General features: G+C 43.7%; 12 protein-coding genes and 3 tRNA genes. 10 read left to right on the plus strand and 5 right to left on the minus strand.

What is annotated here, in order from left to right; genetic code table 11:
* The first annotated feature begins 199 nt into the window (after positions 1 to 199).
* The 3 genes from K360_RS11360 (at position 200) to K360_RS0105860 (ending at position 1,102) form a co-directional block, all read left to right on the plus strand.
* Positions 200 to 346 carry a hypothetical protein gene (locus K360_RS11360; protein ID WP_156923355.1) on the plus strand — a complete coding sequence of 49 codons (147 nt, stop codon included), beginning with the start codon at positions 200 to 202 and terminating at the stop codon, positions 344 to 346.
* Between the two features lie 79 nt (positions 347 to 425).
* Positions 426 to 857: a hypothetical protein gene (locus K360_RS0105855; RefSeq protein ID WP_024822247.1), complete on the plus strand. Its 432-nt coding sequence runs from the start codon at positions 426 to 428 to the stop codon at positions 855 to 857.
* Positions 857 to 1,102 (plus strand): hypothetical protein, encoded by a 246-nt coding sequence (locus K360_RS0105860; RefSeq protein WP_024822248.1) that lies wholly within the window; start codon positions 857 to 859, stop codon positions 1,100 to 1,102. The genes K360_RS0105855 and K360_RS0105860 overlap by 1 nt, the downstream gene beginning before the upstream one ends.
* A 35-nt stretch (positions 1,103 to 1,137) precedes the next feature.
* Here K360_RS0105860 and K360_RS0105865 read toward each other — a convergent pair whose 3' ends face one another.
* The 3 genes from K360_RS0105865 to K360_RS0105875 all read right to left on the minus strand — a co-directional run bounded on the left by K360_RS0105865 (position 1,138) and on the right by K360_RS0105875 (position 2,797).
* A complete protein-coding gene (locus K360_RS0105865) occupies positions 1,138 to 1,368 on the minus strand; it encodes a hypothetical protein (RefSeq protein ID WP_024822249.1) in 231 nt (76 codons plus the stop codon).
* 15 nt (positions 1,369 to 1,383) lie between these two features.
* Positions 1,384 to 1,728, minus strand: a complete 345-nt coding sequence (locus K360_RS0105870; RefSeq protein WP_024822250.1) for a hypothetical protein — start codon at positions 1,726 to 1,728, stop codon at positions 1,384 to 1,386.
* 139 nt (positions 1,729 to 1,867) lie between these two features.
* Positions 1,868 to 2,797, minus strand: coding sequence for a tyrosine-type recombinase/integrase (locus K360_RS0105875; protein ID WP_024822251.1), 930 nt, complete (start codon positions 2,795 to 2,797; stop codon positions 1,868 to 1,870).
* Positions 2,798 to 3,029: 232 nt separating this feature from the next.
* On the opposite strand from K360_RS0105875, the gene K360_RS0105880 reads away from it, so the two are divergent.
* From K360_RS0105880 to K360_RS0105900, 5 genes are all read left to right on the plus strand, one after another.
* A tRNA-Arg gene (locus tag K360_RS0105880) sits at positions 3,030 to 3,105 on the plus strand.
* 135 nt (positions 3,106 to 3,240) lie between these two features.
* Positions 3,241 to 3,747, plus strand: coding sequence for a DUF1850 domain-containing protein (locus K360_RS0105885; protein ID WP_024822252.1), 507 nt, complete (start codon positions 3,241 to 3,243; stop codon positions 3,745 to 3,747).
* 48 nt (positions 3,748 to 3,795) lie between these two features.
* The gene (locus tag K360_RS0105890; RefSeq protein WP_024822253.1) at positions 3,796 to 5,766 is read left to right on the plus strand and encodes a TRAP transporter permease; all 1,971 of its coding nucleotides are present in this window, start codon (positions 3,796 to 3,798) and stop codon (positions 5,764 to 5,766) included.
* Between the two features lie 102 nt (positions 5,767 to 5,868).
* Complete coding sequence (gene ileS / locus K360_RS0105895; protein WP_024822254.1) at positions 5,869 to 8,649, plus strand: isoleucine--tRNA ligase; 2,781 nt, start codon at positions 5,869 to 5,871, stop codon at positions 8,647 to 8,649.
* 79 nt (positions 8,650 to 8,728) lie between these two features.
* Complete coding sequence (locus K360_RS0105900) at positions 8,729 to 9,712, plus strand: RluA family pseudouridine synthase (RefSeq protein ID WP_024822255.1); 984 nt, start codon at positions 8,729 to 8,731, stop codon at positions 9,710 to 9,712.
* On the opposite strand, the gene K360_RS11215 is transcribed toward K360_RS0105900, so the two are convergent.
* On the minus strand, positions 9,645 to 11,348 hold the full coding sequence (locus tag K360_RS11215) for an NFACT family protein (RefSeq protein ID WP_169728663.1): 1,704 nt from the start codon (positions 11,346 to 11,348) through the stop codon (positions 9,645 to 9,647). The genes K360_RS0105900 and K360_RS11215 overlap by 68 nt on opposite strands.
* A 138-nt stretch (positions 11,349 to 11,486) precedes the next feature.
* Here K360_RS11215 and K360_RS0105910 point away from each other — a divergent pair.
* Positions 11,487 to 11,561: transfer RNA gene (locus K360_RS0105910), tRNA-Ala, on the plus strand.
* Positions 11,562 to 11,580: 19 nt separating this feature from the next.
* Positions 11,581 to 11,658 (plus strand) — tRNA-Pro (locus tag K360_RS0105915).
* 437 nt (positions 11,659 to 12,095) lie between these two features.
* Here K360_RS0105915 and K360_RS0105925 read toward each other — a convergent pair.
* The gene (locus K360_RS0105925; protein ID WP_024822258.1) at positions 12,096 to 12,563 is read right to left on the minus strand and encodes a pyridoxamine 5'-phosphate oxidase family protein; all 468 of its coding nucleotides are present in this window, start codon (positions 12,561 to 12,563) and stop codon (positions 12,096 to 12,098) included.
* Between the last annotated feature and the right edge of the window lie 42 nt (positions 12,564 to 12,605).

Genomic DNA, 12,605 nt, shown 5'->3' on the forward strand with positions numbered 1-12,605 from the left:
TACCCATACCCCGGGGGGCTATAAAAAGTCTGGGGGCTTGTAATAACGAACCCCGAGGCGATTTCGGCGTGAGTGATTGCGAAACTGGACATAAAGGGGGTATGGGTATATTTAGCATGGTAAAGGGGGCTTTCTATGGAAATTGTTGACTTAATTGACGGCTATTTCTTAAAAATTCTGAAAAGGCTTTTCGGTCGCCATGAAAAAAGATAGCAAAAAAATTATTGACGAAATTTTCCGAGAACTCAAAGAGGAATTTTCTTTTGAAGAAGAGCGGCAAAAATATATCAACTCAATCTCAAATCGGATCCGTCGAGGCGGTCGGATTGGCGGAAAAAAATTATAACTCTCGGGGGCGGCGATGGGGATTTTCTTTCTCCATTCAAAAATATACTCAACCGAAAAAACCAGAAAGGAGTTTTTACATGAACCGAGAAATGGCGCAAAGTTTGCGAGGTCTGGGCAACGCTCTTATAAAAACATATTTTCACGATTGGCTACCAGAAAAAAAGCGAATCGACCGATACCTTGAGGACGTAGTTTTAAATTCGCCTCTTCTAAAGGCAGATCGTGTCCAAGGCGGCGATCACATAACGCCGCAAGAACGGCTCCTGGAGATAAAGGAAGAACACGAGGGCTATCAAGCCCTGGTTCGCAACATCGAGCGAGTGGAAGCGTTTCTGGACGGTCTGAACGATGACGAGCGGGCGCTGGTTGACCTTCATTATCGGCAAAAAAAAGATCCTTGGGAAATTTCACGGACGCTAAAAAAGGACAAGACCGACGTGCTAAAAAATCTTTTCTCCATTCAAAAAAGATTGGGCTGTTTTTGGATGGGCGAAAGTGAGGTGGCGTAGTGCTGGGGCTTAGCTTTTTTTATTGCGACGGGTCGACTATAATTTTCTATCGTGATGGCGAAGCGAAACCCGTCGCTCCGAAAGGGAATCTTGGTCATTCGTTGGCATGGCGTGATTTTGCAATGCTTATGAATAACGGCATTATTGTGACTCCAAAGGAAGACAAATACGATACGCTGCGGGTTAGCGATGTATTTTGGGACAATCTGGGAGCCGCTCTTCGGGCGGCTCAAGTGAGGAAATAAAAAGAGCCGGGGCTATCCCGGCTCCCTTCTTCTTTCTACTCAAAAAACATATTCCGGCAACGTGGCGTGAGTTTTCTTTTTCCGTCGCAAATAGAAATCATTTTCTTTTCCGCCAAAAAAGGTTTTCCGTAATTTGGGTTAAATAAATTTCGACATGGCAAATTAAGCTCTACTTTTCCATCCTCAAAAAAGGTTACGAAAGAATCGTCGGAATATTGAATACTCAAAACATCCAAGCCGTCAACTTTACTTTTTGTACAGATCATTTTTCCCCCTCCAATCTATTCTTTACAAGCGTCACAGAATTCTTGAAAATCCGCTGGCTCGGTGTCGCCAATAATCACGTCGGGAAATTGCGAATAATCGACCTGACTCTCTGTGAACTGGGTGAGCAGAAAAAGTCCACGCTCCAAGTCTCCGTCGAAATATTTCTCAACAAAATTGCGGGCGGTCTCGACGAGACTAACGATCAATTCGTCGGCGGATCCAACGACGGCGCAGGCTTCTTCGTAAGAAGTATATCCTGCCTGCCTTGCGAGTTGCTCGAGAGCCTCTTTTTCCGAACCTGATTGGAAAAACCCAAAGGAATGAGCAGAATTTCTGTTGCAGATTTCGTACGTGTTCATTTTTAAACCCTCCATTCAATTTTTATCCCTTTCCCCTAAAACCGACCCACCAGAATGGCTCACAGCATGCCTAACTTTCTTCTTTGGTATGAACAGTCGTTTAGCGCAAGCCTTTTAAGCGTGGCGGTGGCTAGGGGGCTCATAAGCGAGTTAGGCGTTTGCGGCGTGGTAGAAGGTTGGAAACGGGGCTTGCGAGGTCGTGTTGCTCTTTAAGGTCTGATCGGGCAAGGGCAACATATATTTTAGTCGTGCTAAGATCGCTATGCCCCATGATTCGCTGTAGGGCAAAGGTGTTGCCGTTGTTCCTCAAGAAGTAGAGGGCGAACAGGTGACGCAAGCTGTAAGGCGTAATGTCAGCCCCTATCTTTTCTCCATACCCTTTGACAGTGTGATACCACGAATTGACACGGAGGGGTTGCCCGTCCCGTGAGCAGAAAAGAGGGGCGTTTCTCCATTCCTTGGGGCGTATGGAAACAAGCTTCATGATGGCTTGTGCTGTCTGGTCAGATATGGGCAAGGTTCGCTGTACCCTTGTCTTGGCTGTTTCAGCACGAACGACAACGACCCGGGCGGGAATGGAAACATCTTCAACACGAAGGGAAAGAGCTTCCCGGGGGCGTATCCCCGTATCAAGCGAGAGCAGGAGCAGGGCGTAATTTCTTAAGCCCGTATATGTGCTTTGGTCGGGGAGTGCGAGAAGAGCCTTCACAACGTCGGGGCTATGTTGGGCTATCCGAGGTTGAGCCTTGCGACTCCTTATCCCATCACAGGGGCTGGTGTATAAAATTCCTTCATTGACAATCCATCGGAAGAAACATTTGAGGTGCTTCAGCACTATATTGTGATACCCCGGGCTACGTTCAATGGACATATACTCAAGAACGCAACGTTTAGCCTTGTCCGGGTTCAGTCCGTCAGGATGGGCGGCAAAGAACCGTGTCAGATGGTATCGGTAATCTCGAATGGTTCGGGGGGCTAGTCCGTCAGCCTTCCTTGTCAGAATATATCGTTCTACCGTTTGTTGCCATGTTTCCTCGGTGTGAAAAAGCCTTGCCACGTTTCCGGACATGCAGAATCCCTCCCATTAAAAGAGATTTCCTTGAAAATGTCAGGGTGGCTCTTTTAGGCTTAAAAGTGTAGTGCGATCCTAGAGCGACGGTCTAGGTAGGTTTGAGTGGGGCGGGTATCCCGACGTAGAGGGAGGGGAAGTGGGAATAATAAAAGAGTGTGAAGCCGTATAGCGACTAGGTTTCTAGTTGTGTTTCCTTTTGTTTCGTGATAACATAATCGCCGTCCCGAGCGGGCCTGTAGCTCAGTGGATAGAGCGACGGCCTCCTAAGCCGTAGGTCAGGCGTTCGAATCGCCTCAGGTCCGCCATATAACTTTCAGACATCGGGCTTTTAGGCCTATTCTTCGTTTGATTCCGTATTTCAGTTGTCAAACAATATGTAATGCGAGTATAATCCTTTTTGTGGCCTGTTGAAAAGACTGAAAAATCGGAAGGGGGGGCAATTGACGAAAAATTGCCGAATTCTAAAAATTCTAATTTTAACTCTTGTCTCTTCGATCCTTTTTATAACTTTTGCCCCTGTTTACAGGCTTTCTCTATACACAAAAGACCGTGAGATATTTTCGGCAGTAATATCATCCGGAACAAGATTTTCCATGGGCTATGTACATTCAGTAGAGCAAACTCCTGTGGAAGATATTTATGTTGTTTCAGGGCCACAGTTATGGTTATGGGAAGAACGGTTCCGATCACATAATGCAGGGTTACCAACAGAAGCTCCTTTGCGTAGTCATTTTTTTATGGAAAAAGATTGGATGATAATACGAGGAAGTACATATCGTTGGGAACAATTAGCAGTTCGTATAGGGAATAAAGAGTTAGGTCGTAATTGGATTTCTTCAGAGAGCACTGGAAAAGTGAATCTGTTTGAGATTGTACCAGACAGAGTCCTTTATTTGAAAATCACACAATCTCCTTTGTTTTTTAGGAAAGAATTTTCTTTGCTCTGAATGTATAGACTAACCTAGAGGAACGAAAAAGACTGGAGGTGGAGATTTTTGGATGAAAAAAACAACAATATTAATCCAGACCTTGTAACTGAACCAGTCTCTGCTATCGACCTTGATGAACTTCGGCGCCAATTTGACACAGAAGCAAGATATCGTGATCTTTCTGGATGGCAAGCAGTATTTGTTACCGTTTTGGCCGTTGGAATGTCTCTTTTCCATCTCTACACTGCAGGTTTTGGCTTGCTTTTAGCCATGAAGCAGGGAGCTACGCATCTTGCCTTTGTACTCGTACTTGTTTTTCTGCTTTATCCTGCAACAGCAAAGAGCAGTAAAAACAGTGTCCCATGGTATGATTTTATTTTCGCTGTTCTCGCAGCCTTTGCTACGCTTTATCTTGTCATAGAATTCGAAGAAATGGTGAATAGAGCAGGGCTTCCTACAAGTATGGATATTGCTGTAGGCTTTATCGGCATAGCTCTTCTTCTCGAAGCGACACGAAGAGTATCAAGTCCGGTATTGCCATGTATTGCTATTTTCTTCCTCATTTATTGCTACTTTGGTAGATCTTTTCCTCAAATTTTTCAACATCGAGGATTTAATATCACTCGAATTATCAACCATATGTATTTAGGCACAGAAGGAGTTTTTGGTATTCCTCTAGGTGTATCAGCTACCTTTGTGTTTATGTTTATTTTGTTCGGATCCGTATTGGAACAAACTGGAATGGGGCGTTTTATTATTGATCTTGCGATGGCCCTGGCTGGTGGAGCTACAGGGGGACCAGCCAAAGTAGCAGTGCTAAGCTCAGGCTTGATGGGATCTGTTTCAGGATCTTCTGTGGCCAATGTATGTACTACAGGCATGTTCACTATCCCTCTCATGAAGAGTGTGGGATACAAACCTTATTTTGCCGGGGCTGTAGAAGCAGTAGCCTCGACAGGGGGGCAGATTATGCCTCCTGTTATGGGAGCTGCCGCTTTTATTATGGCTCAATTTATGGGTGTACCTTATATTGAAGTTGCCCTAGCCGCTATCGTTCCTGCGCTCCTGTACTATTTTGCAGTTATGGTGCAGGTTCATTTTGAAGCAACGAGACTTGGGTTACGAGGATTACCTCGAGAAAAACTTCCTAACCTTTTCAAATTATTGAGAAGCAAGGGACATTTGCTTATCCCGCTCGTCGTGATCATCTATTTCCTCCTCGCTGGGTACACTCCCTTAAAAGCAGCTTACAATGGAATTATAGCAACTGTCCTAATTTCTTTTCTCAACAAAGAAACTCGCTTAACGCTACCTAAGCTAAAAATGGCGTTGGAAAGTGGAGCAAAAGGCGCGCTAGGGGTGGCCTGTGCTTGTGCTACAGTAGGTATCGTAGTAGGAACGGCCACTCTTACGGGGTTGGGGTTACGAATAGCGAGTGCTATTGTCACTATTGCAGGCGGCAACCTTTTATTTACATTAGTATTAACCATGATAGCCTGTATATTGCTTGGCGCAGGTCTTCCAACAACAGCTAATTTTATTGTCACAAGCACTATCGCGGCGCCAGCGCTTTTTCAGCTCAATGTTCCACCTATGGCAGCCTATATGTTTGTTCTTTATTTCGGTATAGCAGCTGATTTGAGCCCCCCTGTGGCCTTAGCAGCGTATGCAGGAGCTGGAATAGCTGGGGCTGACCCTATGCGCACAGGAGTTACAGCTGTTAAGTTGGCGCTTGCAGGTTTTCTTGTCCCATTTATTTATGTATATAATCCAATGCTTGTTCTTGTCGACTTCAAACCATGGCCATTTACCTTAGCCATTATTACAGCTATACTGGGTGTATTCCTCCTTGGTATGAGTACTATAGGATTCTACAAAACAAAAATGGCTTGGTGGTTGCGAATCATCGCTTTAGGAGGAGCTCTTGGGTTGTTGATACCTGGATGGCAAAGTGACATGTTAGGGTTGGTTATTTTGATAATTACCCACTTTATCCAGGTAAAAAAGGCAGGAAAAGAGATTGAGCCGGCAGGATAGCATTTCATAAGAATCAAAGTTGTGTTAGAATCTACAAGTTATAAAATTGCCGTCTCTGCTTTACGGAGACGGCGTTTTCCTATTTGAAAGGAGGTATATATTTTGGCAACAGACTACAAGGATACTCTCAAACTCCCTCAGACATCTTTCCCTATGAGGGCCAATTTGGCGAAACGCGAGCCCGAATTTTTGAGGTTCTGGAAAGATATTGATGTTTACCACGAGATGTTAAAAAAACAGGAAGGGAAAGAGTCCTTCATTCTTCATGATGGACCCCCTTATGCCAATGGGAATATACATATAGGAACGGCTTTTAACAAAATATTAAAAGATTTTATTCCCAAATATAAGATGATGAAGGGATATTTTGCTCCCTATGTTCCTGGATGGGATACTCATGGTCTTCCTATAGAGCTTCACGTTCTTAGAACTCATGGCCTATCAAAGGATACTGTTGATCCTTTGGAATTGAGAAAAAAATGCGAAAAATATGCTCATGAGTTTCTGGATATTCAGCGGAATGATTTTATCCGCCTAGGAGCTCTTGGCGACTGGGAAAATCCTTATATCACTTTGAAGCCGGGGTACGAGGCAGCGCAACTAGGGGCTTTTGCAGACCTCGTAGAAAAAGGGTTGGTATATAAAGGACACAAGCCGGTATATTGGTGCATTGATTGTCAGACAGCTCTGGCAGCAGCTGAAATTGAATATTGGGATGAAACATCTCCTTCTGTCTTCATAGCCTACTCTATGCCTGAGATTGGAAAGAAAATAGAGGTGCTACAGGGCCGAGATGTTAATGTAGTAGTGTGGACAACAACACCTTGGACCCTTCCTGCTAGCATGGCTGTCGCTATCGGTCCTGGATATGACTATGTTTTTGTGGAAAGTGGCGATAAAGTATACTTATTAGCCCAAGAGCTTCTTGAATCTGTGTCAAAAGAAACAGGTCTGGAGTTTGGTCGTGTTTTATACACGTGTAAAGGAAGAGAATTAGAGAACGAATTAGCAGTTCACCCCTTTTACGTTGAAAGGAAAACACCCATTGTGCTGGCTGATTATGTTCTTCTCGACACAGGTACCGGATGCGTACATACTGCACCTGGCCACGGAGTGGAAGACTATGAGACTGGGGTTCGGTACAGTATAGACATATACAATCCAGTAGATGAGAGTGGACACTTCTTTAAAGATACCCCTCTTGTTGGTGGTCTCTCTCTAGATGAAGGAGCTAAAAAAGTCCTCGGTGTCTTAACTGAAAATGGGAGACTACTTGGACAGGGGAAGATAGTACACTCCTATCCGCATTGTTGGAGATGTAAGAAACCTGTTATCTTCCGATCCACTGAACAGTGGTTCATATCTGTAGCGGACTTTAGAGATGAAGCTCTTAAAATTATTCAAAACAACGTGAATTGGATCCCCGACTGGGGAAAAGACAGAATTTACAACATGGTACGAGACCGATCTGACTGGTGCATTAGCCGGCAGCGAGTCTGGGGCGTTCCTATCCCGGCGTTTTATTGTGATGATTGTGGCGAGCTTATTCTGAAACCGGAACTTATTCGTGTAATTCAGGACAAGGTGAGAACGGGAGGAACGAATATTTGGTGGGAACTTTCTGCCCAAGAGCTGTTAGGAGATCTCGCTGTCTGTCCTCATTGCGGAAGCCATAACCTCTCTAAAGATAAAAATATTATGGACGTATGGTTTGACTCTGGAGTCAGTCACTTTGCAGTGCTTGAGACTCGCCCCGAGTTGCGATGGCCTGCTGATCTCTACCTAGAGGGCAGTGATCAGCATCGTGGCTGGTTCCAAACCTCGTTGTTAACGTCTGTTGCTATTCGCGATAAGGCCCCCTATAAGAGTGTTTTGACCCATGGGTTCATCGTAGATGGGGAAGGCAAAAAAATGTCGAAATCTATAGGGAATATCATCCGGCCTCAGGAAGTTATCGATAAATACGGAGCTGATATTCTACGACTATGGGTCGCTTCTACCGACTATCGAAACGATATTCGGATCTCTCAGGGAATCATCAATAATTTGACAGAATCTTACAGACGTATCCGGAATACGGCTCGTTATCTACTTGGGAACTTAACAGACTTTGATCCTGCAAAAGATACCGTGGCTTATAATGACTTGCTGGAAATAGATAAGTGGGTGCTTTCTGTTCTTAACGGAGTGATCGATCGTTCCACGCAGGGATTTGAGAACTACGAATTTCATATTCCCACTTTTGTGATCCATCAGTTCTGCGTAAACGAGCTGAGTTCTTTCTTTTTAGACGTAAGCAAAGACCGGCTTTATGCAGATGCTACTGATTCTGTTTCTCGCCGTGGTTGTCAGACGGCCATGTGGCAAATACTTAATGTCATGACTCGCATGCTTGCCCCAATCCTCAGTTTCACTGCTGAAGAAATCTGGCAGGAGATGAGAAAAATTGATAGCACTCTGCCGAAGAGTGTTTTTCTCTCAGATTGGCCGGAAATCAATTCTACTCAAATAGATCCTTCTTTGGAAGAAAAGTGGCAGCAGGTTCTCGTTGTGAGAGGAGCCGTTAGTAGAGCTCTCGAAACAACAAGAACGTCTGGTATTATTGGACATGCTCTCGAAGCAAGAGTAGAGGTACAGAAGAAAAAAGAATATACTGATGCGGCCTTTTCTTCAGAGGACTGGGCAATGTTTGCCATCGTTTCTGACTTTAAATGGGTTGAAACTGTTTCGTCTTGTGCCATAGTATGGGAAGATGAGGAGACAGGTCTAGTTATAGGTGTAGACAAAGCTTTAGGAGAAAAGTGCCCAAGGTGCTGGAAATTCTCGGAAAAGCATAATGAAAATGGTTTGTGCCCTCGTTGCACTGAAGTGGTAGGGGAATAAAAAAGTACAAAACATGATAGAGTTACCTACCAGAGGCGGAACGAGCTCCGCCTCTGGTATTTTTACAGGAGCGATTCTTATGCAAGAAACAAACTATGAGAATGAGGATTTTCTGGAAGAAAACAACCATGAACAACTTATAGTTCTAAATCCCAGCGAAGCGAAACTAGAGATGCGCTTGGATGTTTTTCTTGCTTCAGAGTTAGGAATCACACGAAATTACGCACAAAAGCTTATATCTTCCGGAAACATTCGAATAACAGATTCCCCACGAAAAGTAAAACCCGCGTTAAAGCTCTCTGGAGATATAGAGATCTCAGTCTGTTTGCCTCCCGTTGAAAAACTTGAAGTGGAGCCAGAACCTGTCTCTTTTGATACCATCTATGAAGATAAAGATATTTTAGTTATCAACAAACCTTCAGGTGTGATAGTCCACCCAGCTCCAGGCAATTGGCACGGAACTTTAGTACACGGGCTTTTATATAAGTATCCTGATATAGGAAAATTTGGAGACACAACTCGCCCAGGCATTGTTCATCGTCTCGATGAAGGCACTTCAGGACTTATTGTAGTTGCTAGAAATGAGAAAGCTCTTTTGAATCTTCAGCATCAATTCCATTCGAGAGAAGTTAAGAAGGTATATTTAGCCCTTGCTATAGGGAAGCCTTCTTCTATTTCTGGTTTTATCAATGCGCCCATAGGGCGTAGCGTTCGTAATCGTACAAAAATGGCTATTATCTCAAACGGACGTCCTGCCATAACGGAATATAAGGTACTGTGGACCCATAAAGGCCTAAGTCTCATTCAATGTCACCTCCTCACAGGACGAACTCACCAAATTCGAGTTCACTTGAAAGCTATAGGCTGTCCTTTAGTGGGAGACACTTTATATGGAACGAAACAAAGCCTGAAACGTAAAGCAGAACGCATTTTTCTTCACGCATGGAAATTAGCCTTTGCCCATCCATCTTCGGGGGAAAAGCTTTTTTTTAGAGTCACTCTTCCTCAAGAATTACGCCTTTTTCTTCAAAAAACTCTTTCCAGTCCATTGGATTTGCCATAACAGTAAAAGGATGAGTATAGGTAACATGTGCTGGAGCCCCCCCTGGTATATGTCGCACATGTTTTCTCTCTGTATAATCTATTTGTACTTTTGATGTATGTCTAGCTTTACTGAAATAAGCCGCTAGTGAGGCTGCCAAAAGAAGAAGAAAGGATCCTTCAAGGTCCTCTTTCGTTCCGGTAAAACCTTTTATAATCACATGAGAACCTGGAATTTCATGCACGTGTAGCCAAATATCTCCAGATCCAGCCTCTCTGAAGGTAACATGGCGATTCCCTTTCGCATTGAGCCCTACCAGTATCTGAGCATCTTCATATTCAATCCTTAAATGAGGGGGTTTAGGAGCTTCCTTTTTCCCCTTTTTAGCCTTTTTCTGAGTAGGGAGAACCCCTCCTTGGATATCTCTACATACTGAATCAATGACTGTTGGAATTTCAAGGTCTGAGAGAACATCGATTTGTTCTTCTAAGTCCTCTATTTTATCTTTCAACTTCAAAATGTTCTTTTCTATTTCAAGAAGATTCCCTTTTGCTTTTTTATATTTTTTAAAAAACCATGCAGCATTATCAGAGGGGTTTTTATCAGGATCCAATGGTATTTCCAAAGAAATTTCCCCCTCTTCAGACCATCCGGAAAGGCGAACCATACTTGCTCTATACGGAATAGCCCTGATATTGGCTAGAATCAAATCTCCACAATTTTTATACCAATCAGCTTTTCCCGCCTCTCGTTTTTGCTTTTCCACACCTTGTAAATGACGTTTTAAAGAACGGGTTTCTTTTTTTAAGAGTTTCAACGTTCCCCTTTTAAGATTCTCGCTTTTCTCTTTTAGCAGAGGATAGAACATACACAACCTCCCCGCATGAAGAGCCTCTTGTGTTACTACGGGAGTAGCTCCTGGCAGCAAGAAAGGAAAGATGGTGAGGTATGAATTTAAATATTGCATAACGGGACTTTCTCTTGGCGCCACGTCATAAATAGAATTGAGAATCTGCATCCATTCAGAGGGTAATTTTATAGCCCAATGCTCACTAATATACTGTCGAAGTCTTTTTCCTAAGCCTTTTATCTCAGAAACAACCTCTGGTGTTATTGTCGAAGCAGAAAGTTCTGTTATGGTTCTCCCTTGAAGGGGAGGAGGAGAAACGTAAGAATACGAAGGGGCGATAGTTCTATAACGGTTAACGTCTGGATGTATATGTTTTGCGCAGTCAATAATAACGTTATTTTCATCAAGAAGAATCATATTGCTATTTCTTTCCATAAACTCTATAATTAATCTTTTCTGGACATGGAATCCTGCTCCTACAGTTCTGGAAAAGGAAAGCACCAGAACTCGATCGAAATCAAGTTGTTTCACATCTATAAGTTCGCAACGCAGGAGATGGCTCTTCAAAGCCTCAACAAAACGGGATTTTCCCGTAGAAAAATGGCCTAAAATACCTATATCTTCATTTGTAATCCACCCACATCCATAGTACCGAGGGTCCCACGTTACGAAAAAAGGAGTAGGAAGCTGTGAGAAACGCAATGTAACCCAATTTCCAGCTCCTTCTGCCTTGGTAATTTGTTGATTGATTGTTTTTTTAAGAAGTTCTCTACACCATGCATAAACTAATTCTGGACCGTACGTCATGATTTCCCCTTCTTTTCTACGTTCTAGAAGGTTCATTCTAAGGAATAAGGGTATAATGAGCAAGAGGGGGCTTCTTTTGGTAGAGAGCACCTTGACAATATCTCTCCCCATCATTACAATAATCGCCGTTGGCCATATGGGGCTGTAGCGCAGGGGGAGCGCGCTTCCTTCGCACGGAAGAGGCCGGGGGTTCAAATCCCCCCAGCTCCACCATATAATAGGTATAGGATGTCGGGGCGTAGCGCAGTCTGGTTAGCGCACCTGCTTTGGGAGCAGGGGGTCGAAGGTTCGAATCCTTTCGCCCCGACCAAGAATAGATAATGGGTACTGAATATAGACAGTACCCATTTTTCATGTCTTTTAACCTTTCCCTGACTTTCCCCAAAAAGACTCGGGAAAACCCCTGGCAGGGGGTCAAAAACAAGCGGATTTTCCATGTCAAAACCTTGCATTGAAGAGGAGAATGGTAGCATGAAATCTGCCACCGTGGTTAACATTAAGTCGGTTGCGCCTCAAACTTGGGGATTTACCATACGGCGTTTCATAGCCTTACGAAGGGCTGAACAAGCCGCCCCTTATACAATTAAGGGATACGTCGAAAATGTTAGGCTTTTTTCAAAAGATACCCCACAGTGCGGAGCGGCGCTTGTCGTGATTGCCTGCTGAAACACCTTTCACAAAAAGGGATAGCCCCCGTAACCTACAACATCCGACTAAAAAACTAAAGCCCTTTAAAGATATTAACTTTTAGCCCTTTCTAGCCTTTCCGGTAATCCTTTCAAGAGTAATGCCTAGAACTTTTGTTTTGTCGGAAGCTCGTTTTATATATTCTCTCCCTTCAGAGATATGCTCCGGTGAATATTTCGCGATGAGGGCGTTCAAAGCCCATTTTTTTTCTTCGCCGAGTATTTCTTTAGCCTTTCCGAAGGCTATGACACTCTCGTAGTTTGTAGCGAACTTTTCCGGCACTACTTCAACTTTTCCGATCACACAAATTGACACTTTATCGTTGTAGACGACATTTTCAAGTTTGTGCCCTTCCATGGCGCAGTGAAAATATACGGTGTCGTTTATGAAAACATAATGGAGAGGAACTCCATAACTATATCCGTCCTGTGAAAGGGTAGAAAGCACCATATAGTTTCCCAATTCAAGCAGTGCCAGAGCCTCTTTATTAGAAAGTTCCCGGTCTTTACGTCTCATTTCTTTAAACATACGGTTGCATCTCCCCCTTTTGGTTAGCTTCTTCAGAGCAGA

This window comes from Aminobacterium mobile DSM 12262 (assembly GCF_000526395.1).
Taxonomy (GTDB): domain Bacteria; phylum Synergistota; class Synergistia; order Synergistales; family Aminobacteriaceae; genus Aminobacterium; species Aminobacterium mobile.